The sequence below is a fragment of the Marinactinospora thermotolerans DSM 45154 genome (assembly GCF_900167435.1).
GTDB lineage: Bacteria > Actinomycetota > Actinomycetes > Streptosporangiales > Streptosporangiaceae > Marinactinospora > Marinactinospora thermotolerans.
Genome location: NZ_FUWS01000005.1, coordinates 108,924 through 135,731 on the forward strand (window position 1 = coordinate 108,924; position 26,808 = coordinate 135,731).

Genomic DNA, 26,808 nt, shown 5'->3' on the forward strand with positions numbered 1-26,808 from the left:
ATGGGGATGGAGCTGCCCGACGCACTCGCCGACCTGTTCTATGGTCTCACCGGCACGAAGTGGCCGAATGTGGACGAGGACCGGTTGCGGCAGCTCGGTGATGTCTACGCCACGACGAAATACATCCTCGACACCGAACTCCCCGACATGGTCATCCAGATCCGCCGCAAGGTGGAGATGACCTTCGACGGCCATTCCAACGAGTTTTTCCAGCAGTCGCTGGACCAGTTCACGGCGGGGAAGAACGACTACGTCGGAAAGGCCGCCGAACTCGCCGGCGAGATCGAGAAATACGCCCGGGAAGCGGCGAACCAGGTCGAGTACGCGAAATGGATGGTGATCGCGCAGCTCATCCAGTTGGCCTTGGAGATCGCCTGGGCGATCTCCATGGCCTTCTGGACGGGCGGCAGCTCCCTCACGTGGATTCCGATGTTCCGGTTCATCCGCAACCAGATGATCCGGCGCATCCTCAACTGGCTGGTCTGGACCCTGATCAGCAACGTCGCCATCTCGGTGCTGTTCGCCTACGCGATGGACGCCATCATCCAGCGCATCCAGATCGCCCAGGGCAACCGGGACTCGAACGACGACAAGCTCACCAAGAGCGCCCTCATGGGCGGCCTGTTCGAGGGCCTCATCAGCGCGGGCCTGTCCACCGGCTTCGACATCCTCATCAGCCGGGAACTCGCCAACATCTTCAGCAAGAACCTCGACGAGCTCGCCAACTTCGACCCGCCCCCGCCCGGCGGCCGCAACATCGACGTCGACGGTCCGCCACCGCCCCGGGACACGCCCGAGAGCCTGCCGGACCCGGAGCCCGGCAACGCCGGCCCGGGTTCGCTGAGCAACGGTCCGGACATACCGTCCACCCGCAGCGGCTCGGACGACCTCGCCCAGACCCCACCGCCCCGGAGCACGCCCGAGGAGGCTCCGGACAGCTCCCCCACGCCGACGCCGGAAGGCTCTCCGGCCCCCACTCCGTCGTCCGCCGGGAACACCGCCCCCGACGCCGCCGCGCGCACGACGCCGGACAACGCGTCGGACAACTTCCCGTCCAGCGCCGCCGACGAGGTGGGGGACGATGTTCCCCTGCTCGGCTTGCGCGACCGCAACACCCCCCTCGACAACCCCACCGGGGCGATCACGCCCGACTTCAACCGGGATCTGTCCAAGATCTTCGGCAAGAATCAGGACCAGATCCTGGCCCCCTGGCGCAACGACGTCGGCTGGCTGGACCCGAAGACCGCCCGGCAGTTCCGCGATGACATGGCGGACCTGTTCGAGCACCAGTTCGGCAACACGATCGGCCGCGACGCCGCCCGGCAGCTCGGCAGCGACTACGCGGACACCTTCGCCAAGAACTGGCAGAAGCCCGAACTGCGCAGCAGCCTCGACGAGCTGCTCGCCAGCCACCCGACTCCGCTGCCCCAGGGCACCCGGGACTTCCTCTCCAATGGTGTCCCCAACACGCTCACCAAGACGCTCAACGAGTACGGCGCCCGCTGGTCGGACCGGTTCAAGCAGCTCGCCTTCGCCTCCGGTTCCGGCGCCCTCCAGGGCTACCTGGGCGAGGGACTCACGAACCTGTACATGGAAGGGGAGTTCAAGGCGAACGGCATGTCCGCGGTGGCCGGTGCCTCCAGCGGCGCGCTGACGACCCTGGCCACCCTGGGTGGCACGTCCGTCATCAACTCCCTCAAGAACATGGGGCCGATCGACCTCCCGACCCCGCCGCCCATGGAGACCACCTCCGGCGCCTCCAGCGACCCGGGCAACGCGTCCGGCCCCTCGAATGCTCCCGCTCCCAACCCCGACGGCTCCAGCAGCGATTCCAGCAACAACGGCCCCGGCACCGCTGAGTCCAGCCGGGGCAGCGACAGCGAGTCGCCGGGCACGGAGGACATCGAGCTCTCGCAGGGTGGCCGCGGAACGGACGGCCGCCCGGCCACGGTGTCGAGCGACACCCCGTCCCCGCAGCGCGACCGCTCGGCGGATACGGCACCGGACCCTGCCGACGACCGGCGGGACGCCCCGGCGCCGGGACAGCGGCCCAGCAACGACAGCCGCCCGGCCCCAACACCGGAACAGTCCGCCGAGGACACCACCACCAGCAACCAGAACGACACCCCGGCACCCCAGCAGCGGCCCACCCCGCAGAACACGCCGGGGCAGCAGTCGTCCGGCCAGAGCCGCACCTCCCCCAGCGCCGACCCGGAGGTCATGGCGCTGATCAACCAGATTCTCAACCCGGGACAGCACGGCTCCGGTCTCGGCTCTCTCCCCGGGCTGGGGCAGGCGGGACCGAACGTCGTCCAGGTCTACGCGGTACCCGAGATCCAGACCAACGGCGCGAACGGCAACGGCGCGAACGGCAACGGCCAGAACAGCACCGCCGGGCCGGCGCCCGCGCACCAGCCGGGATCCCAGGCGGCCACGTCGCGGGCCGGCGGCACCACCCAGCAGAGCGGCGGCACCACGCAGTCGAACCGTGCCGCCGAGGAAGGTGGCTCTGAGTCGACGCGGCAGACGGCCCGCACCACGTCCGGCACGGACGAGCGCGGCGAACCGGACCCCACGGCACCGCTGACCGAGACGGCCGGGCAGCAGGGCACCGAGTTCGGGCGGGACACCGGGGCCGGCAACACCGAAGGGACCCGGGAAGACTTCACGCCGATCCGCACCACGTCCGGCCAGGATACGCCCGGTCCCGTCACGGAGTCCGGCCCTCTCCGGGAGGACACCACCTCGCAGTCGCCCACCGGCGAGGGGAACGTCACGTCGCAGTCCGGTGAGGGGCAGCAGCCGGGCGGCGACGAAGAGACGGCGCCCCGATCCGACGTCGATTCCGAGTCCGACTCCGAGTCCGAGTCCGGCACCGAGAACCAGCGGGACGAGCGCCCGCTGCCCCAGCCGCCGGAGCACGTCCGGCAGCTCGGCATGGAGGCCGACCGGCGGGCCACCGAGCTCGACACCGCGCGGGAGGACGTCGAGCAGGCGGAGCGACGGGTCACCCAGCTGGAGAGCTGGGAGAAGGACTCCTCGGACGCGTACACCGCGTCGCAGAAGAAGCACGAGGAGGCCGAGACCGCCGCGAGGGACGCCCGGGCGGAACAGCGGCGCCACGTCGACTCGGCCGCCGCTGCCGCGGACGCCGCACGGGAGCGGGCAGAGCGGTCAGCGCGGGCCGCGCGGGCGGCCGAGGCTGCGGCCGAGCAGGCCAGGCAGCACCTCCAGAACGCCCGGGACGGGCAACGGGCGGCCCGCGACCGGGCTAACGAGCTGCGCGCCGAGGCGGCGGAGGCCCGGCGGGAGGCCGCCCAGGTCCTGCGGGACGCCGACAGCGCTTCCCCGACGCGGCAGCGAAGCACGCGGGACACGGCGAACGAGCTCCGTGCGAGGGCGGCGGAGAATCAGCGCAGAGCCACCCAGATTGAGAGGGACGCGGACGCCGCCCGGGAGCAGGCCGAAAGGAACGTGGAACGGGCCGACAGGACGGCGCGGGACGCCGCCCGGACCGCCGAACAGGACGCGCGCACCGCGCAGCGTGCCGAGGACGTCCGGGTGGAGACGGTCTCGCAGGAACGTCGCGCCGTCGAGGCGGCCGACGAGGCGCTCCAGCAGGCCCGCGACACCATGGAGCGCGACCAGCGCAACATGTGGCGGGACCAGTTCGACCTCGCTCGCGCGCGGCAGGACCTCGGCAACGCGCTCCGGGAGGCAGCCGAGGCCGGAGAGCGCTGGCTCGACGCGCACCGGGCCTACCACCAGGCACGGGTGGGACACTTCCGCGAGGCCGCCGAGGCCGCGGAGCTGGCACGGGACAGGGCCGTTGATGAGCGGCGGGCGGCCCGGCAGCGGATGGCGGACATCGATGGCGAGGCTCAGCGGCTGCACGGCTATATGGAGGGCCTCCGCCTCTTCAACCCTGAGCGGTTCGAGACCGAACGCCCCCGGGCCAACGCGCGTATGCAGGAGCTGCGCGAGCAGTACGCGGAGGCGGAGCAGCAGCGCGACGCGGCCCGGGAGGCGGTGCGGCAGCACCAGCGGGACTTCCGTGCCGCGCAGCGCGATGTCACGCGGGTCCAGCAGCAGGCGGAGGAGGCTGGGCAGCAGGCCGTGCGGGAGCGCGGCATTGTGGACGAGCAGGCGTCGCGGGCCGGCGAGTTGCAGTCGCCCGAGGCCACCGAGAACATCCGGGACCTCCAGGAGAAGGTGGCGACCGCGGAGCGGGACTCGGGGAAGAGCCGCGCGGACGACCTCGGCACCTACAACCGTCAGCTCGACCACCTGCTCGGCAACGAGCTGCTGGAGCGCAACCGGGTCCGGCTGGACGTGCCGGACTCCTCGGGCCACACCGGGATCGACGCCGTCCTGCAGCGGTTCGACGGGCACCTGACCGATGATCTGCGCGCCCGCCTGGCGTCGGACTACGCCAGAAACCCCTATCCCTTCTTCAGCGAGCGCGGTCACACCGTGCGCAGCGGGAACGATTCGGCCACCCTGAAGCTGCGCTCGGCGAACAACGACTGGCGCCGGTCGGATGACGTGCGCGTCCGGCCGGACGACTCGGTGCCGGAGCTCGCCAACGCCGACACCGCCGGCCGGGAGATCAGCCACACCGGTAGCCGGACGGCGGGCTCCCGCCGCACCCTGGGCGGCGGTGCCTACATCAACCCCATGCTGCCCATTCCGGACATGACCGTGGGGCCCGCCGTCAGCCCCGCGCTCGCGCTGGCGTTCAACCGGCCGACGGCGAGCGAGACGGTCGGTCAGGACACCTCGACCAAGACCGAGACGTCGGTCGGGGGCGGGCGGCACACCTACACGACCGACCTGGTCGCCGAGCTGTCCCGTGGCCCGGACGCCACCGACAGCGACAGGGATGGCGGCACGCCCCTGCGGGACATCCACCGGACCGACGTCCCCAACGGCCTGAACATGACCGTGGAACTCGGCGACCGCGCGTCCGAGGCGCCGGACCACATCAGGCTGCACGACCCGTTCGCCTCCGGCACGCGGCCAGACGGGGCTGGCGACATTGGCACCCGGGCGCCGGTCGGCCACACCGGGAAGGTGAACGGCGTCTTCCACGTCCCCGCCGAGGAAGGCGCGGGCGGCCCCCGGACGACCATGGCCGACTGGGTCGCGGACCACATCAACCAGGAGCGGCCGTCAACGGCGCAGCGGCTCAAGGACACCCTCATTCCGGATGCCCTGCGCAGCCACGCCAACGATCCGCGCCGCGCCGACCGGGTGCGCGAGCAGCTTTCCGACGACGCGCTGCGCGACCTGATGCGGGACGCCTCCCAGGGCCCCGTCTACTTGGAGCTCGTGGACAACCGCGGGCGGCCCCGCATCGCCAAGATCTGGACGGTCCCCACGGACCTGACCCGGATCCCGGACGCGCCCGCCAAGCTGGACGTCAAGGACACGACCAGCTCGGCGACGACGACCGACAGCAAGCTCACCCGCAGCGACGTCTTCAGCCCCGGGCTGGGTTTCGGCGCGGTGCTGCAGACGGTCGGCAGCCTGTTCCGGATCGAACTGCCCATGTTCGACTACCGGCACGACCGCCAGCGTGGCCTCGGCAACTCGCGGCAGTCCGGCGCCACCACCAGCATGGCCAGCGAAACCAGCGACTCGGCCATGTACCACGTGAACCGGAACTTCTACGTGCAGTTCGACGGGGAGGACACCGCGCACCGGTTCACCGGGAGCACGGTCGAAGCGCTGGGGATCGACGACGCCCAGCTGCTCGCCGACCCGCATCGCAACGACGCCGACGCCCGGGAGCGCGCGAAGCACGTCCCCGCCTACCCGCACCTGCGGCGGGACAAGCCCGAGCACCTGGGCGGCACGACCGTGCGGGGCATCACCTGGCGGGACGGGAACCGGTACGCCAGCACGCCGCCGGCCGACGGGACGGACGGGGCGGCCGGCCGGGACGGCTCCGGGGGCACGCCCCCGCCACGGACGGTGTTCGACGCCTACGCCCAGCAGGTGCTCGACGGGATCGCCCGCACGTACCCCGGCCTAGTGATTCCCGACCTTGGGCGGCCGAGGGACGAGTTCGCGTACCGGCCGGCGGGTGAGCACGATGACGCGTTCTTCTCCCGGGAGAACCACTTCCGCCGCAGCCACCCGGTGGCTGTGTACAACACCCTCAAGGTGCTGGACGCGATTTCCGAGCAGAGCCTGTCCGACCGGGCCCGGGCCGACGACTGGTTCAACCAGGGCGTCGACATCCACCTGTACGAGACCGCGCGGTTCAACCCCGACCTCAGCAACTTCGACCCCCGGGACCCGGACAAGGAGGGCTGGCTGCGCAACCACACCGTCACCGTGCGGCTGAAGGCGACCCCGCGCGACCGGGAGTTCGGCGGCACCGTCACCAAGAACCACACCACGGTCTCGACCGAGGGGAGTTCCGGGCGCAAGCGCCACGAGGAGCACAGCCGGTCGCACACGGGCGGGGCCCGGGTCCGGGCGGTGTACCGCGACTACTCGGGGCAGGACGCCCGGGGCATGCCGTCCGCCCAGGGCGGTATCGGGATCCGGGGGCACGTCACGCACACGTCCAGCCGGGGCCTCGACACCGGCGGTACCGACAAGAGCGCCGCGGAGTTCAAGGACAAGGGCGACACCGACATCTGGCGGTACCAGCTCGACCTGCACGCCGAGATGGGCAAGTTCCGCAAGTTCGACGACCTCCCGCCGGACCAGCGCGAGGTGCGGACCGGCTCCGCCCGCGACATCTTCCGCTCACCGGACGAACGCGGCCCCAACCGCTACGACGGCCACCGCGTCAACCTCATGACCGACGCGAACGGCCAGCCCGTCCACCTCACCGCCCGCATGGAGCTGGAGGCCCCCGCCCAGCTCGACCCGCACGCCAGCGAGACCGAGCCCACCCCCCGGCGCACGCGTGCCCAGGATGACAGCACCGGCCTGCAGCGCGACCAGGCCCGCAACTTGATCAACGGCGGCCGGCCGGCCGCCCCGGCCCGGACGCCCCAGGCCGCCGGTCTCGACGCGGTCCCGACCTACACCCAGAAGATCAGCACCACGGTCGATGACGTCGACCTGCGGCAGCGGCTCTACGGCCTACTGGGCAAGGCCCCCGGGCTGGCCCGCTACCTGAAGGAGCAGCCGGCCTCGCACGACTTCCTGCCCACGCACTTCTCGGACGACGAGCTCGCGGCGCAGGCCAAGCACCTGCTGCCGCCCGCCTCGGGGCACCGGGCACGGAACTGGATGCGGGACTTCGTCTTCAGTGGCCGGCACACCACGGCGCTGTTCGCCGACCGCACCGGCGTCACCTTCTACGACCCGCGGCCAAACTCCTCCATCAGGATCCGCTCCCAGCACAACACGAACCTCAACCGCTCCCAGGGCTCCTCGTGGACCGGGGGCGTGGAGACCGAGGTTCGTGCGGCCGGCAACCCCAACCCGTCCGCCGAGAGCCTGCGCGCGTCCCAGGGGCAGGACCAGCTCCGCGCCAACCAGGCGAACGCGCCCACCATCCAGCCGATCTGGAACCCCCTCACCAAGTCGTGGACCACCGGCACCAGCACGGCCGACTCGGCGACGTACTCCCAGAAGCGGAGTTTCGAACCGCAGGGCGGCGCCATCCCGTACACCGCCGACCTGAGCATCACGAGCGCGGCGGAGATCCGGAAGGACTGGGATCTCGCGCTCAACGTCGCCCGGCACTCCAGCGGTACCGACTTCCGTGGTATGCGGTTCACCGCCGACCGCGCCGAGTTCGGTTACGTGCCGGCACGCTCCGCCTACCAGGCCGGTCTGGTCAACGACCGGTACGTGCCGCCCGCGGGTAACGAGACCACCGGCCGGGCCATGCCACATATCAACCCGCACCTCGACACCAGCCGGTTCCGGATCCGCCCCGGCTTCGAGGGGCAGGGCACGCGGCTGAGCAGCACGCCCCGGCCGCCGGATTCGGGGACCGGTCCCGTCTCGACCGGTGTGCAGCTCGACGCCCGGCTGCGGCAGGACAACTACGGACTCACCGGCGAGAGCCGCGAATCCGTCCTGGCCGAGATCACCGCGCACGTCACCGGCCGCCGTGCGCCCAAGACTCTCGACGTGAAGCTGTACCACCTCGAAGGACTGGCGAACAACAAGATCGACCACGGCACGGTCAAGGTCGAGACCGTGCGGGAAAGCCCGGTCATCACCGACCTCGGCGGCAAGGGCAAGTTCGGCGAGGACACGGCCCTGTCGGCCTCGCGGAGCGACACGGATTCCGGGTCACGGAGCACCGGAACCCAGATCGAGGTGTCGGGTATGACCCCGGCCCCCTTCCCTGGCCAGGACCAGCCCGGCAACCTGCCCGACGACCTGCCCCGCAACCGGTTCATCAACATGGCGCCGGCCCCCGGCTCCGGGGTGTCGTCCAGCACGAGCCGCACGGACACCACGACGGGCAAGACCGACACCACCTCGACCACCGAGCTCACCGGCCCCTACGCCATCGCCGAGACTCCCGAGCACATCAAGCTGACGGTCAGTTACGGCGGCCGTTCCTTCACCATCGAAGGCGACCACGCCACCGTCCAGGAGGCCTTCGAGGCCGCTTACCTCGACGTGCTGCCCGACCGCCGCGCCGGGGAGACCGAGGGCAGCGGCCGGCCGGTGACCACGCCCGCTCTCCCACCCCGGGTACGCAACCCGCAGGGCAACTTCGATAACGCGATCCCGGCCTGGCGTCCGCAGCCGCGAGAGGGTGCCGAGGCGCCGCCGGACGCGACGCTGACGCCGCTGACCATCCAGGATCACGGCCAAAGCGTTGTGGACGCGAGCTACGTCGCGGTGGCCCGCGCGCACGGCTGGCCGCACACCGGCGCCCTCCGGCCCGCCGACATCCAGCAGGCCAAGGAATTCGTCTACAAGAAGACGGGCATCCGCCCCGACAACGACCCCATCGCGACGACCATTCACGAGGACTCGCTCCGGGGCTACCTCAACGACGCCAAACGCGGCAACGGTGTCGGGCTCATCGACATTGGTGGCGGCACCAAGTGGCGGCTCGGCGCCCACCCGCACATCGACCGGGCCACCGTGCTCGACGTCGCCGTCGAGTCCTCCACCACGGACTCCCTGTCCCGGGGCACCTCCCGCGCGACCGCCGCCGGCACGACGACCACGACCAGCGGTGCCGTTCCGGTTCGCCCGGTGGGGATCACCTCGCCGGCGCCACCGGAGAACGACCCCACCGCCAGCATGCCCTACACGGTCGAGGCCGGGCAGGCCGGCTTCAACCCCAGCCACGAGCGCGGTGGGACCCGCACCGAGACCGTCACCGACACCGACCACGCGGTGCCCGGCCCGGACGCGAACTCCAAGCGCTCCTACCTGGTGTCCATCCCGGTCGACTGGGTCGTCTCCGCCGTGGTACCCCACCGCGCCGTCCCCGGATTCGGCCGGCCGCCCACGCAGGGCATGGCCGATGCCGCGTCGACCATCACCACCTGGGTCAGCGAGGCTGACGCCCGCTCTCTGGGCCTGCTCGACAACGTCCCCGCGAAGCCGTGGGACCGGGTCGCGGACGCCCAGGAGAAGCTGGGCGACGCGGAGAAGACCTACTACGAAGCGCGGGCCAAGCTGCCGCCGCTGGTCCGGCGGCTGCTCGACAACCCCGGCGACGAGGACGCGCGCACGGAGTACGCGCTCGCTGAGCAGGAGTACACGAAGGCACGGCGGAAGTTCGAGCAGCGGTTCACCGCCTGGCGGGACGCGCAGGACCGTGCCCGCGCCACGATCGGCAACCCCGAGGCGGGCCTGACCGGCTTCGAAACCCCGAGGTCGAGTGAGTCGCCCAACGTCTCCGGCACCCCCACCCCGCTGCGGGAGACGCCACCCGGCAACTCCGGTGCCGGCACTTCGACCACGACCTACTTCCCGCCCCCGAACCCGGCCACCGGCCGCAGCGGGAACAATGTCACCGTCATGGCGGTGCAGACCGGCCCGGTCACGCCGCCGCCCCGCACCACCACGGGCAGCCTCCCGCCGGAACCAGGCCCGGTGGAGTCGGCACGCAACCGCGTGGGCGACGCCCAGGCGAACGTCGTCCGGTTCGAAACCAACCTGGAAAACACGCGCAGCGAGCTCGGCCTCGCCGACGACGACCTGTCCTACCTCGGCGGGCTGATCGAGGCCGCCCAGCTGCGGGTCACCGCCGCCCAAGCCGAGATCGACCTCGCCCAGGCACACCTCCACGACGCACGCGGCAGCCGCAGCGGCACCGAAACCGCACGCGCAGACATGGCCCGCGCCCAGACCGAACTCGACCGCGCGAACGCCGACCTCGCCCAGGCCCGCGACCACTACACCCAGGCCGGCGGCACCTACCGCCCCGACGGCACCCCCGACACCCCCACCCAGTTCACACCCCCCACGGCCACCGACGGCACGCCCACCCCGCCGGCCACCGCGGACAGGGGGAGCGAGACGGAGACCGCAGCGGCCGTCCCCACGTCACGGGACCAGGAGCCCGCCCTCGCGGAGTGGCGGAGCAACCCCACGCACCAGGTGAACCCGGCATTCATCGAGCCGCCCGCCGTCCCATTCCTCACCACGCCGCAGCCCGGCACCGTCGATCCGCTGCTGCAGAGCCAGATCGCCGCCGCGCTCGGGCAGCACATGTCGTCCGGCCTCCACCCCGGTCACGCGTACCCGATTCTGACCGCGTTCTACGACCACCACATCAATGGGGTGCCGATGCCCCACGTGGTCGCCAGGTTCACGGGCAACCCCGATGCCTACGCATCGATCGAACAGGCACTGCGCCACCAGTGGGGTCAGTGGCAGGGCTCCGGCCACCTGTTCTGGGCGTTCGACGCGCTCTACCAGTCCGGTGGCGTCTTCGTGCCCCGCAACTTCTGGTCCACACTGCTGCCCCCGCCACGCCCCCCGATGCCCAGCGGCGGCGAGGGCAGCGTGGGCATGACCTACCGCACCAACCGTCTCTCCGACGAGGAAGCCGGCTTCTTCTCCATCCGGGAGCTGGAAGGCCAGGACCGGGGCAGCCGTGTCCAGGACCTGCTCCCCCCGCACGAGGTCGAGGCCGTCCGCCGCTACGCCCGTGACGATTTCGACTTCGTGAATAGCGCGCTGCGCGGCCTGGACTACCTCCCTGATGCGGACCGCCCAAGTCTCCTCGACATGGTCGTCAATCTGGACAGCGCGCTCTCCCATCGGCCGTTCCCGCAGTCGTTCATCATGCAGCGCGGGGTCAACACCGACTTCATCAACATGCTCGGTGGCAACGTCGACAATCCGGCCGCCATGCGCAATCTGGTGGGCCAGGTCTACACCGACCCCGGCTACATGTCGGGCTCCCTGGGGGCCACCAGCCCGCTGGAACGCGATGTGTACATCGCGATCCGGGTGCCCGCCGGACACAACGGTCTCAGCACCATGCCGTTCGTGGAGACCGCCGCCGGGGAACGCGAGATCCTGCTGCCGCGCAACACCACGATGGTTCTCCACGCCGCCTACCAGGCCGAGGCCGTGCAGCCCGGGAGCGGCGAGCGGAAGCCCATATGGTTCCTCGAAGCCGAAATCGTCCCGCCCGGCTGGCGGCCCGGCCCCGACTGGCGCCCCTCCCCCTACGGCGACGTGCACGAGGGATACCAGGAAGGCTCCACCCGGGACTCTGACTCCGACCTCGACGACTCCGACGACGACGTCAACGTTTACACGGTGCTCACCGAGCCGTCCCCGGCCACCGTGCCGGCCCCGGAGCCCGGTGGCCGGGCGGTCGACGTGCCGCAGGCCCGTGCCGCCCGGGCGCAGGCCGACGTCGTCCGGTTCGAGACCGGTCTGGAAGCCGCCCGCAGCGAGCTCGGCCTGGCCGACGACGACCTCTCCTACCTGGGCGGACTCGTCGAGGCGGCGCAGCTGCGGGTGACCGCCGCCGAAGCGGAGATCGACCTCGCCCAGGCAGAGCTGGCCGACGCACGCGGCGGCCGCATGGGCACCGAAACCGCACGCGCCGACCTGGCCCGCGCCCAGACCGAACTCGACCGCGCGAACGCCGACCTCGCCCAGGCCCGCGACCGCTACACCCAGGCCGGCGGCACCCTCACCCCCGACGGCGCCCCGGTACACACCGCGCCCACGGTCCCCGGAAGCACGACGCCCGCGCCGGCAGCCGACGGCACGTCCATCCTGTCCCAGCTCACCTCCGCGCCGAGGGCCCCGCTCACCCCCGGCGACCTTCCACAGGCCCCGGATAGCGATCCGGTGATCGGCGGGCGCGACGGTCTGACGCCGGAGCAGGCCGCCATGGCGCTGGAAACGTACTACGCCCACTATGTCGAAGGGAGCAGCCGCGACAACCTTTTCCGGGGCGACCACGACACCGAACAGTGGTTCCTGCAGACCACCGCCTACTGGCGGGAGAGCGGCGCCTTGCTGGAGGCGCTGCAGGGGCTCGAACGCGCGGGTTTCCAGCCCCCGCGCGACGGCTGGGAGAGCGTCGTCAACCCGACCAGCCGTTCCGTGCCGATCAGCACGTCGATGGCGGAAAGGTTCGGCAACGTCCCCGGCCAGTCGCGAAGCTTCACCGTCACGACGGATGACGGGAGCGTGCTGCCCGCCCGCATCACCCAGCGCGGCGCTCGCTCGGTCCCACCACGGTTCGAGTGGCACCGTATCCACCGGGACGGCGGCGACATCGTGGAGGGGCGGTACCGGCTGATCCGGCACCGGCCGCCCGCCGGGCTGGACCCGGACACCGTCCGGCAGGCCGAACAGCGGCTGGTGGCGGACCTTGAAGCCCAGATCAATGATGGCCGGCCGGTCCCCGACGGGCAGGGCGGCACCCGGGAACGCGTCCCCTACACCCTGCGCGACGGCAGCGAGCTCCGGCTGAAGGTGGAACTCGTCGACCCCACGGACGTGCCCGACGACACCGCCTACCACGGGCACCTGCTTTGGGAGGATCCGGCGACCATCACGGGAAACCGGCCCGACCACACCGTGGCCGGTCCCGACGTGCTGGCGTGGTTCGGCTTCACCGAATCCACCGAGTCCCAGACCAGCCGGGAGTTGCAGCAGGCCGAGCGCACCGAGACCAACGCGCGGGACCAGCGGAGGCGGGCGAGGCAGGAGGAGGCCTGGGCCACCCAGGGTGTCCCCGAGCCCACGGACGATGGCTGGTTCGATTCGCAGGACTCACGGGAGGAGGCCCGGGTTGTAGCGGGTATCGCGCGCACCGCGCGGGAGCAGGCCGGTGACCTCCTAGCGAAGGGCGACATGTCCGGCGCCCTGGCCAAGCTGGCCGAGGCCCGTGACAAGGCCCAACAGGCCATGGCGTATCAGCGGGAAGCCCGGGACCTGCACCCCACCCCTCAGCCGGCCGCAGCTGGCAGCACACCATCGGCATACGACCGCGCCCGGCTGGCCGAGGCCGAGACCATGCGCGCCGAAGCGGTCGAGTACCGGGCCTTGGCCGACTCCCTGGATGCTGTGACGCAGGCGGTGCGCTTCCGCACGCCCGCGCACCAGGACGCGGTGCGCGATGCCGTGCCGCCACGGGTCACCGCCGCCGCCCTGTCCCGTATCTCCGAACTCACCACGGAGTCCAGCAGCAGACCCGCTCCGGTCCACCAGGGGCTCGTTCCCATCGCCGACTTGGAGGACCCGCGCAGCCAGGTGCCCGAGGCGCTTCGCCAGGCCTGGGAGGATGCCGTCCGCCAGGCCCCCGTAACCGTCGTTGGATCCCGCCCGGACGAATCCGGTGTGGACATCGGCAGCCGGGAGTTCAAGCTCTCGGCGCGTCCGGCCCGCCCCACCTACCCCGGTGACCCCAATGGAGTATCGATTCCGGGGCGCCCGGACGACGCTCCCGAACGCCTGATCCCCAGCGATCCGCGCAGATTCGTAATTTCGCCCCGTTTGGTGGTTCGCAGGATTCCCATTCCGGATGCACTCCGGAGGCCCGGCGGCCCCACCCACGTCATTGACGTCGCCGTCGTCGTCAAATTCGACCCGAACGGGAACGACCCCGCGCTGGCCGCCGAACGCCTGGCGGCGGTCATCAAGAAGGCGCATGAGGTCGTCAACCACCGGCACCGGATCCCCAACCCGGACGGCACCGTCGGCGATCAGATTCACTTCCGACTGCTGGACGTGGACGATCCCGGCGTCCCCTGGCCGGCCGGCTACAGGGTCAACTGGCGCGCCACGGCTCCCGATGGGACTATCCCGCGCAACAGCGCTGGCAATTGGTCCATGGACTCGCCCCCAGAGGGCCTGGTCCATGAGGTCAAGCACTTGTTCGGCTTCCGGGACGAGTATTTCAAGCGCTCCGATACCGACACCAGCGTGCTGCGGGCCCGCCCCGACCACTCCCGGGTCGATCCCTCCGCCGCGAACATCATGACGCAGCCGAGGACACCGTTCACCGGGCTGCGTGAGCACCACCTCGCGGAGATCGCCGCGCGAATCCGGCCCGCGCTGGACCGCGACAACGGCGGACCCGTCCCATACCAGACGCCCACTCGCATCGCTGACCTTCCCGACTCGGCCGTCACCCCGCTGCTCGGCCAGGGCGTACTCGGCGATCCCGAGACGGTGCGCGACATCCTCGGCGCCTACTACGACCACCACATCCTCGGGCGCAGTTTCGAAGATGTCACCGACTACCCCAGCGGCATGCTGGTGCCCGACAGCTCTGGTGGGGAGCGCAGCGCGAACGCGCAGGAGCGGGCGGAACTGCTCCGCACGGCATGGAAGCAGTGGCAGGACAGCGGCGTCCTGCAGCCCGTCCTCGACACGCTCCCGCAGCAATCCACGCCCGGTGTGGGCTGGAGCGCCACCCTCCCCCACCACGGCAGCGCGCCGTCCGCCGACCCGGGCGAAGCCCCGCAGGACCCCGGAGGCAGCGAGGGCACGGACGCGCAGCCCGGCACGGACACCACCCAGAACCCGCAGACCACCCGGCCGCTCGCCCCGGAACCGCAGCAGGTCCGCGACCTCGCGGCCGGCGTCGTCCAGCGGGTGGCCGACGTCGACGCCGCCCGCGCGGACGTGGAGGCCGCCGCCCGCCGGGTGCGGCGGGCCGCATCCTGGGCGAAGGACTCCGAAGACGCCTACCAGACGTCCAGGAAGAAGTACGACGACGCCCTCGCCGACGCGCGGAAGGCCCGGGCGGAGCAGCGGCGCCATGTTGATCGCGCCACCAGCCGCGCCGACGCGTCGCAGGCCCAGGCGGACCGGTCCTGGGCGGAGGTGCAGGCCGCCCGGGAGCGGGAGGTGGCGGCCAACGATGCCGTCCAGGCCGCCCAGGCACGGCGGCAGACGGCCGGCGCCGAGCACCGCGCGGAAGCCGCCCGCGCCCGGCAGCAGGCCGAGCAGGTCCTGCGGGACGCGCAGGGCGGAACCCCGGACCAGCTGGCCCGCGCCCGCGATGACGCGGCCCGGCTGCAGGCGCAGGCCACCGAGTCCGAGCGCGAAGCCGCCCGGCTCGAGCAGGAGGCCGCCGCCGACCTGCAGCGGGCTGAAGCGGCGGCCAGGGAGGCCGGCCGGGAAGCGGAGGAGCGCGCGGCCACCGCGCAGCAGCACGCGCGCACCGCGCAGCGTGACGCGGACATTCAGCGGGAGACCGTCTCGCGCTACCGGCCCGCCGTCACGGCCGCCGATGAGGCGCTCCAGCAGGCCCAGGACGCCATGGAGCGCGACAACCGCAACCGGTTGCGCGACCAGGTCGACCTCGCCCGCGCCCAGGAGGAGCTGAGGGCCGCCCTGGAACGGAGCCTCGCCGCCGGCCAGGCGTGGCGGGACGCTTTCCGGGCCTACCACGAGGCCCGGCTGGAGCACTACGCGGACACCTCCACAGCCGCCGACACCGCGCGGGACGAGGCGCGCGAGCGGCACGACCAGGCCCGGCAGGCCGTGGACACCATCCAGCACGAGCAGAACCGGATCCGCCGGCTCGCCGAGCAGCTGCGCACGAACCCGCCGGACCCGGACGACGCCGAGGCCGTCCGCGAGCACGGCGAGCGGAGCGCGCTCGTCCGGCAGCGCACCGACGCGCTGCTCCGGGAGAAGATCCGGGCCGAGCAGCAGCTCCGGCACGCCGAAGCGGAGCTGCGGCAGCGCGAGGAGGAGGCCCGGCACGCGCAGGCGGACTACGACACGGTCGAGCAGGAGTTCGACCGGGCCGGCACGTACGCCGAACAGGAGGGCAGGCGGTACCAGCAGGAACGTGAGCAGGCCAATGATCTGGAGCAGGCGGCCGAGCGGGCCGCCGCCTTCCAGCGGCAGGTGGACGCCGCGGAACGAAACTCCGGGAAGAGCCGCGAGGATGATCTCGGCACCTACTCCCGCCAGCTCGACCACCTGCTCGGCAGCGAGGTGCTGGAACGCCACCGAGTCCGGCTGGACGTCTCCGGCCCGGACGGACGGAGCCCGCTCGACCATCTGCTGGACCGGTTCCGGCCCGGCCTGCCCGCAGACCTGACCGGTTTCGACCGCTTCGCCGACCGGTTCCGGTCCGACTTCGCCGAGAACCCGTACCGGTTCTACAGCGAGCGCGGCCACACCGTGCGGATCGGGAACGACTCCGTCACCCTGAAGCTGCGCTCGGCGAACAACGACTGGCGCCGGGCGGGCGACCCGCACGCCCGGCCGAGCGACTCGGCACCGGACCTCGCCAACGCCGACACCGCCACCCGGGAGGTCAGCCACACCGCCGGCCAGGGCCTGGCCAGCCGGCGCACCGTGGGCGGTGGCCTCTACATCAACCCGATGCCGGCCGGACCGGCTGTGGTCGTGGGCCCGGCCGTCAACCCGTCGTTCGCTGTCGGGATGAACCAGCCCTCCGCCAGCCAGACGGTGGGGCAGCAGACGTCGACGCAGACGGAGACAAGCCTCGGCGGCAAGGACGTGAGCTACACGACCGACCTGGTCGCCGAGCTGACCGCCGCCCCGGGCCGGACGGACGGTGACGGCCAGGGCGTACCGCTCCAGTCGCATCAGACGGTCCAGGAACCCAACGGGCTGTCCATGACCGTGGAGCTCGGCGACCGCACCTCGGAGGCGCCGGACCACTTCACGCTGCACGACCCGTTCGCTCCCGGCGCGCGGCCGCTCGGCGCGCAGGACATCGGCGCCCGGCCGCCGGGCGGCCACACCGCGAAGGTGAACGGCATCTACCACGTGCCGGACAACGCCACGGGACCGGCCGGACGCCCCACGACCATGGCCGACTGGGTGGCCGACCACCTGAACCAGCCCCGCCGGCGGGGCTCGTGGGACGCGGCCAAGGACCGGCTGGTGCCGAACTTTCTGCGGCGGCACCGCCCCGATCCGTCCCGCGCCGACCAGGTGCGCCGGCAGCTGTCGGACGATTCGATCCGGGACCTGATCCGGGACGCCTCCCGGGGGCCGGAGTACCTGACGCTGGTGGACAACACCGGGCAGACCCGAATCGCGAAGATCTGGTCGGTCCCCACCGAGTTCACGCGGATCCCGGACGCGCCCGCCAAGCTGGACCTGAAGGACAAGACCAGTTCGGCGATGTCCACCGAGAGCCGGTTCCTGCGCCGGGACCTCTTCGCCCCCGGCCTCGGCTTCGGCGCGGTGCTGCAGACGGTTGGCAGCCTGTTCCGCATCGAACTGCCCATGGTCGACTACCGGCACGAGCGGTCGCGCGGCCTGGGCGACCGGCGCTCGGCGGGCGGCACCACCAGCATGGCCGTCGAGACGGGCGACACGGCCATGTACAACGTGCGGCGCAACGTCTACCTGCAGTTCGACGGGGAGGCCACCCCGCACCGGTTCACCGGAACCACGGTCGACGTGCTCGGCGTCGACGACGCCCAGCTGCTGGCCGAGCCGAACCGCAACAACGCGGACGCCCGGGACCGCGCGACCCACGTCCCCGTCTACCCGCATCTGCGGCGGGACCGCCCGGACCACCTCGGCGGCACCACCGTTCGTGGCGTCACCTGGCGCGACGGCCGCCGCTACACGCCGTGGACTCCCGCCGGGCAGCCAGCCACCGGCGGCGACGGAACCGCGACTCCGCCGCCCCGCACCGTTTTCGAAGCCTACGCCCAGCAGGTGCTCGACGGGATCGCCCGCGCCTACCCCGGCCTGGTGGTGCCGGAGATGGCGCGCACGGCGGACAACTTCGCGCACCGGCCGGCGGGTGAGCACGACGACGCGTTCTTCTCCCGGGAGAACCACTTCCGCCGCAGCCACCCCGTCGCGATCTACAACACGACCCGGGTGCTGGAGACGATCTCCGAGCAGTACCTGACCGACCCGGAGCATGTCGACCGGTGGTTCACCGAGGGCATCGACGTCCACCTCATCGAAACCGCTGTCCTCAATCCCGACCTGAGCAACTTCAACCCCCGGGACCCCAAGAAGGAAGGCTGGTTCCTCCCCGACATTGTCACCGTCCGGCTGAAGGCGACCCCGCACAACCGGGCGTTCGGCGGCACCGTCAGCAAGAACGACACGTCGAACTCGATCGAGGGCACGTCGGGGCGCGGCCTCGTGGAGGAGCACGGGCGGACGCACACCGGCGGCGTGCGGGCGCGGGTCGTGTACCGGGACATCCCCGGCCAGGACGCGCGTGGCATGCCGCGCAGCCAGGGCGGCGCCGGCGTGCGGGGGTACATCACGTACTCGTCCAGCCGTGGGCTGGAGACGGGTGAGACCGACAAGGCCACGGCGGAGTTCAAGGACAAGGGCGACACCGACATCTGGCGGTACGACGTCGACCTTCACGCCGAGATGGGCAAGTTCCGCAAGTCCAGCGACTTGCCGCCTGGCAGCCCGCCGGTGCGGTCCGGGTACGACGGGCACCGCGTCGACCTGATGACCACCGCGAACGGGCAGGGTGTCGACATCCGGGCCCGGATGGAGCTGGAGGCCCCTGCCCAGCTTGACCCGCACGCCCGCGAGAGCGACGCGCCGGCTCGTCCGGACCCGGACCAGGCAGAGACCGCGCTGAGCACTGCCGACGCCAGGAACATGATCAACGGCGGCCGGCCGGACGCCCCGGCCCGGACGCCGCGTGCCGACGTGCTCGACACGATCCCGACCTACACCCACAAGATCAGCACCACGGTCGGCGACACCAACCTGCGGCAGCGGATCTACGGGATCCTGGACGGTGCTCCGGGACTGCAGCGTTTCCTGAAGGAGCGCGCCGGGCACGACTTCTACCCCGTCCACTACTCCAGCAGCGAGCTCGCGTCGCACTCCGACCGGCTGTTCACGGCCCCGCCGGGGTACCGGGCGCGGAACTGGATGCGGAGCTTCGTCTTCAGTGGCCGGCACACCACGGCGCTGTTCGCTGACCGCACCGACGCCACGTTCTATGACCCGCGGCCGAACTCGTCGCTCAAGATCAGTTCGCAGCACGACACGAACGTCGGCCGCACCCACGGCTCGTCGTGGACCAGGGGTGTGGAGACCGAGCTGCGCGGGGTCGGGAACCCCAACCCGACCGCCGAGAGCCTGCGCGAAGCGCAGGGGCAGGATCAGCTCCGCGCCGACCAGGCGAACGCGCCCACCACGCAGGTCATCTCGAACCCGTTCACCGGCTCCCGGACCCTCCGCGGCACGTCGCGGGCGGAGTCGGCGACCTACTCGCAGAAGACGAGCTTCCAGCCGCAGGGTGGCGCCGTCCCGTACACCGCTGACTTGAGCATCACCGGGGCGGCCGAGGTCCGGAAGGACTGGGATCTCGCGGTCAACGTCCCCCGGCATTCGCGGGACGAGGGGTTCCGCGCGAGTCAGTTCAGCGTCCCGCAGGCGGAGTTCGGTTACGCGCCCTCACGGGCCCTGTACCTTGCCGGGCGGGTCCACGACCGGTTCGTCCCCGCCACCGGCGAGGCGGAAGCGCAGCCGAACCCGCAGCTTGGCACCGACCGGTTCCGGGTCCGTCCGGGGTTCGAGGGCGCGGGCCAGCACCTGGGCACCCTGCCACGGCAGGTCCCGGCCCCCGACGGGCAGGGCGGGCCCGACCACCGGCCCACCGGTGTCCAGCTGGACGCCCGGCTGCGGCGGGACAACTACACGCTGACCGGGGAGAGCCGGGAAGCGGTCCTGGAGGAGATTTCCGCGCACCTCACCGGGCGCGGGGCTCCCAAGACGCTGGACGTCAAGCTGGTGGCACTGGACAGCCGCGCCTCGCACGGGCCCGACGGCGCGGACCGGCGGGTCGAGGTCAGCAACCAGATCCGGCACGGCTCGATCACGGTCGAGACGGTGCGTGGCCGCCCGGTCATCACCGACCTCGGCGGGAAGGCGACGTTCGGCAGCGAGACATCGCTGGCGATCTCCGACACCCTGAGCACGCCCGGAACCACGAGCAGGGGCACCCGCTTCGAGGTGTCGGAGCTCCTCACCACGACGTTCCCGGGATCGAGTGACGAGCGGAACCTGCCGAGCGAGCTGCCGCGCGACCGTCCCACCAACGTCGCACCCGCCCCCAACGTCGCCCACACGTCCTCGACCACCCGTACCGAGAGCGACACCGACAAGACCACCACCACCTGGACCACGGAGGTGGACGGTCCGTTCGCGGTGGCCGAGACGCCGGAGCACATCCGGCTCACGGTCGAGTACGGTGACCGTTCCTTCACCATCGAGGGCGACTACGCCACGATCCGGGAATCCTTCCCGGTCGCCTACCTCGACCTCGTGGACGGCGCCGATCCCGAGGGGCAGAACGGGACCGGGCCGGAGACCGCCCCGGCGCCGCCGCCGCGGGTGGTGAACCCGACCGGGCGGCTGGAGGACTCGATCCGCGACTGGCGGAACGCCCAGCAGCCGGCCGGCACGGCGCAGCCGGAGGCGACGCTGACGCCGCTGACCATCCAGGACCACGGCGCGAACATCCTCGACGCCGGCTACGTCGCGGTCGCCCGCGCGCACGGCTGGCCGCACACCGGCGCCCTCCAGCCCGCCGACATCCAGCAGGCCAAGGACTTCGCCTTCGAGAAGGCGGGGGTGCGCCGCAACAACGACCCCATCCGGGCGACCATCAACGAGGACTCCCTCCGGGCCTACTTCAACGACGCGAAGCGCGGTGACGGCGTCGGGCTCATCGACATCCAGGGGCCCAGATGGCAGTCCATCACCAGCCTGCGCACCGACCCCTCCACCGTCCTCGACGTCTCCGGCCCCACTAAGTGGCGGCTGGGGGCCCACCCGCGCACCGACCAGGCCACCCTGATCGACGTCGCCGTCGACTCCTCTACCAAGAACAACCAGACGCACGGCACGGCGCACGCGTCGGCGGTCACCGAAACCGGCACCACGACCAGCTCCGTCCCGGTCCGGCCGGCCGGGACCACCGGTGAGGAGCCGCCGGAGGGCACCCCCACCGCCCCGACCCGCAGCGTCGGCTTGGCCGGTGGAGCCGACCCGGTGTCCGGCCAGGAGGGCAGCGGCACCCGCACCGTGACCGTCACCGACACCGACCACGCGGTGCCCGGCCCGGACGCGAACTCCAAGCGCTCCTACCTGGTGTCCATCCCGGTCGACTGGGTCGTCTCCGTCGAAGTCCCGCACCGGGTGATCCCCGGCCTCGGCCGGCAGCCCACCCAGGGCATGGCCGAGGCCACGTCCACGGTGACGGGCTGGGTCAGCGAGGCGGAGGCGCGCGCCCTCGGTGTGCTGGGCCAGACCCGGACCAAGGCGTGGGACCGGGTCGCGGACGCCCAGGAGAAGCTGGGCGACGCGGAGAAGACCTACTTCGAAGAGCGGGCCAAGCTGCCGCCGCTGGTCCGGCGGCTGCTCGACAACCCCGGCGACCAGGGCACGCTCGCCGACTACCGGGCTGCGGAACGCGAGTACGAGGCGGCACGGACGGAGTTCGAGAGGCAGTTCACCACCTGGCGGGACGCGCTGGACCGTGCCCGCGCCACGATCGGCAACCCCGGCGCCTGGTCCGGCTCGGCGACTCCGACCACGCCGCTGTCGTCGACGCCCACCACCCCGGGTGACGAGACGCCGCCCGGCGGGCCTGGCCTTTCGGATCAGCAGGGGTCTCTGCTCCCGAGGCCGCCCCGCGGCACCGGGAACAATGTCACCGTCATGGCGGTGCAGACCGGCCCGGTCACGCCGCCGCCCCGCACCACCACGGGCAGCCTCCCGCCGGAACCAGGCCCGGTGGAGTCGGCACGCAACCGCGTGGGCGACGCCCAGGCGAACGTCGTCCGGTTCGAAACCAACCTGGAAAACACGCGCAGCGAGCTCGGCCTCGCCGACGACGACCTGTCCTACCTCGGCGGACTCATCGAAGCCGCCCAACTGCGACTCACCGCCGCCCAAGCCGAGATCGACCTCGCCCAGGCACACCTCCACGACGCACGCGGCAGCCGCAGCGGCACCGAAACCGCACGCGCAGACATGGCCCGCGCCCAGACCGAACTCGACCGCGCGAACGCCGACCTCGCCCAGGCCCGCGACCGCTACACCCAGGCCGGCGGCACCTACCGCCCCGACGGCACCCCCGACACCCCCACCCAGTTCACGCCCCCCACCGGCAGCACACCGGACCGCAGCTCCGGCTCGCAGCCCGCCGTGAGCTCCACCGGCGGCCGGGGTCTGTCCGATCTCATCGCCAGCGTGAACGCCCCAGACGTCTGGGCGCTCTTTGACACGGTGACGAGTGCGCCGACCGTCGACTCCGCGGCGCGCGCCACCATGGACCCGCTCGCCGGATCGGTGCTGGACCGCAGTGTCCCGCCCTTCGAACGGCCGGCCGACCCGAACACCGACCCGACCCCTGACCCGAACGGCACCGTCGTCCGCGACTTCACGGTGACGGGCACGGAGCAGCCGGCGCCGCTGCCGGAGCCACTGCCGGAACCGGTGCGGCAGCGGCAGCAGGAGGCCGCCACCGCCCACACCGCCTATAACGAGCTGCGGCAGCGCCTGCAGGACGCGGCCGCGGACCTGGAAAAGGCCGAGACCCGGGTCAAGGACTCCCAGGAGGCGGCCACCTCCTCGGCGTCCAAGCACGAGAAGGCCGAGAAGGCCGCGAAGCAGGCGCAGACGGACCGGCAGACCGACGTGGACCGCCACTCGAAGCGGCTGGCCGACGCCGAGCGGCGCGCTACCGAGTCGGACCGGCGGGCCGAGGAGTCCCGCACCCGCCTCGGCCAGTCCACGGACGCGCTGCGCGACGCCGAGCAGGCCCGCGAGGAGGCCAGCCGGGACGCGGCCGATATTCGCTCCGCGGCGGAGACCGCGCACCAGTCGGCGATCGACCGGGCCGCCGCGGTCCGCGCCGCCGCCGGCGAATCCGCCGACCCGGCGGCGGAGAACGCCCGCGCCGACGAGGTGGAACGCCAGGCCCGCCAGGACCGGGACGCGGAGAATGCCCGCGCCGACCGCATCGTGCGGGAGGCCGACGATGCCCTCCGCGCCGCCCAGGGCCGGCGGCAGCGGGACGAGGAGCGTCTCGCGGACGACGTCCGCGCCGCCGGGCGCGACCATGACGCGGCGCGCCGGGAACGGCAGATCCTCGCGGAGCGGACGGCCCAGCACGACCGCGCCGTCCAGAAGGCCAACGAGGATCTGCGCAAGGCGCAGGAAGTCCGGGAGCGGGACGAGCGCAACCTGCTGCGCGACCAGTACGACCTCGCCCGCGCCGGGCAGGCCTACGGCGACCTGCTGCAGCGCACGGCGGACGCCGGCCAGCGGCTGGCCGGCATCCGGGACGGGCTGCGCGACGCCCTCATCGACCACTACCGGTCGGCCGCCGAGCAGGCACGCCAGGCCCGCGACGACGCGGCCGGCGTCCGGGACCGCGCGATACGCGACCGCGACGCCCTGCTGGCCGAGCAGTCCGAAGTGCCCGCGGCCATCGAGCGCGCGGTCCGGGACGGCGACGCCGCCGCAGAGGCCGCCGCCCGGGGCCGGGCCGAGGCGCTGCCCGGGGAGATCGCCACCGCCGAGCAGCGGGTCCGCGACGCCCAGAGCACCTACGAGCAGCGGAACACCGCGTGGGAACGCGCGGACGCCGCCGTCCGTGACGGCGAGCGGAACGCGGCGCAGGAGGCCGCCGACGACCGGGAGAAGGCGGCGTCCTTCGACGGCCACCGCACGGAGGGCCGCGAGCTGTCCGAGCAGGCCGCCACGAGCATCCGCACCCTGCAACCGCGGGTCGACGCCCTGGAAGGCGTACCCGGCAGGTCGCGGGAGGACGACCTCGGCACCTACTCCCGGCAGCTCGACCACCTGCTCGGCAGCGAGCTGCTGGACACGTACCGCATCAAGCTGAACGTGACCGACGGCGACCGCAGCGGCATCGACGCCGTCCTGAACCGGTTCGGCGATCTCGACGCGGACACCCGGGCGCGGTTCGCGGAGGACTTCGCCCGCAACCCGTACCCGTTCTTCAGCCACGACGGCCACACCGTGGACACCGCGGACGGCAAGGTGAAGCTGCGGCTGCGGTCCACGGACAACGACTGGCGGCGCGCGGGTGATCCGCGCGCCAAGCCCGACGACAACGCGCGGGACCCCTACAGCACGGACAGCACCTCGCGCGACACCAAGCGCACCACCACGCGCGGCGCCAGCGTGCAGCGCGGCCTGGGCGGGTCCGTCACGATCAACCCGATGAACGTGACGGGCATCGGCCGCGTGGGCCCCGCCATCGTGCCGATGCTGCAGTTCTCGTGGAACCAGCCGTCGGTGTCGGAGACGCCCAACCAGGGCGTCACCATGAAGACCGAGACGGCGCTCTCGGGCCGCGCGGTGGACTATTCGGCCTCGCTGACGGCCGAACTCACCGTTACGCCGCGCACGGACACCCCGGCGGCCACCGAGACCGCCGGCGAGGAGAGCATCCCGTTCTCGGGGACCACGTCGTTCCAGCAGGACAACGGCATCACCCTGACCGTGGAACTCGCGGACCGCACCGCCACCGAGGCGCCCGCCGAGTTCACGCTGCACGATCCATTCGCGCCGCGTGATTCGGGTACGGAGCCGGCCGGCAACCCGGTCGGCGCGCGGGCGGCCGGGATCCACGGCGCGGCCGTCAACGGCATCCGCCACACGGGCCCGGACTCCCAGACCCTCGCCGACTGGGTGGTCGACCACGTCAACCAGCCGCGGCCCCGGACGCGCTGGCAGCGGTTCAAGGACGCGGTGCTGCCGGACTTCCTCCGGCACTACAAGCCGAACCCGCGGAACGCCGACGACATCCGCAAGGCGCTGTCGGACGACTCGATCCGCGAGATGCTGCCGGACCTCACGCGAGGACCGGTGCCGCTCGTCGTCACCGACAACAGTGGCCGCGAGCACCTCGCCACCATGTGGTCGGTCCCCGAGCGGTACAGCCGGTTCGACGACCGCCCCACCAAACTCGACCTGGACCTCAAGACCGAGACCAGCAAGGACGCCGACAGCTCACTCCAGCGCTCCAGCGGGATGAGCGCCGGCCTGGGGGTCGGCGCGGTCCTGCAAATCCTCAGCAGCGTGCTGCGGCTCGACGTCCCGATGGTGGACTACCGGTACAACCGGGACCGGTCCGTGGGGAACTCGCGGAGCGCGGGCGGCATCTCCAACGCGATCACGAAGAGCGGCGACACGGCGATCTACGACGTGCGCCGGAACTACTACCTGCAGTTCGAGGGCGAGTCCACCCCGCACCGGTTCACAGGGAACACGGTCGAGGTGCTGTCGGTCGACGACGCCCAGCTGCTGGCCGACCCGCACCGCAACGACGCCGACGCCCAGGCGCGCCGCGACCACGCCCCCATCTACCCGCACCTGCGCCAGGACCGGCCCGACCATCTCGGCGGCACCACCATCCGTGGCATCACCTGGGCGGACGGCAGCCGGTACGCCGCCGCCCAGCCGGGCACCGAGGCGGCGGCCACCGCGCCCTCCGGGAGCGGCACCACCCGCCAGGACGGCCAGGAGCCCGGCAGCACGGACCCGGCCACCACCCCGCAGGACGGGGAGCAGACCGCCACTCCGCCACGGACGGTGTTCGACGCCTACGCCCAGCAGGTGCTCGACGGGATCGCCCGCAAGTACCCCGGCCTCGTGGTGCCCGAGATGGCGCGCGCCCGCAAGGACTACGCGCTGCGGCCGGGGAACGAGCACGACGACGCGTTCTTCTCCCGGGAGCACCACTTCCGCCGCAGCCACCCCGTCGCGATCTACAACACGGCCCGCATCCTGGAGACGATCTCCGAGCAGTACCTGACCGGCCGCAGCCAGACCGGCGACTGGTTCAACGAGGGCGTCGACATCCACCTGTACGAGACCGCCCTGGTCAATCCCGACCTCAGCAACTTCAACCCCTGGAACCCGGACAAGGAGGGCTGGTTCCTCCCCGACATCGTCACCGTGCGGCTGAAGGCGACCCCGCACGACCGGGAGTTCGGCGGCACCCTCAACAAGAACCGCATCGGTGACACCGGTGCCGGGACCTCGGGACGGCAGCGCAGCGAGGAGCACGAGCGCGGCCACACGGTGGGCGTGCGGGTGCGCGCGATGTTCCGGGACATCGCGAACCGGGACACCCGGCTGATGCCCCGGCTGCAGGCCGGCGGCGGCGTCCGGGCGCAGGGGTCGCACTCCCGGACCACCGGCCTGGAGACCGGCCAGACCGAGAAACGCACGACGGCGCTCAGCGACAAGGGCGACACCGACGTCTGGCGGTACCAGCTCGACCTGCACGCCGAGATGGGCAAGTTCCGCAAGTTCGACGACCTCCCGCCGGACCAGCGCGAGGTGCGGACCGGCTCCGCCCGCGACAACTTCCGCTCACCGGACGAACGCGGCCCCAAC

Annotated in this window: 1 protein-coding gene (cut by a window edge); it reads left to right on the top strand. The window is 72.1% G+C overall.

Annotated features, from left to right (window positions below):
• Positions 1-26,808 carry part of the coding region annotated (locus tag B5D66_RS10455) for an ADP-ribosyltransferase (RefSeq protein ID WP_200813606.1) on the top strand (this coding region is incomplete at its 3' end). The annotated region continues 11,230 nt past the right edge of the window, so 26,808 of the 38,038 annotated nt are shown.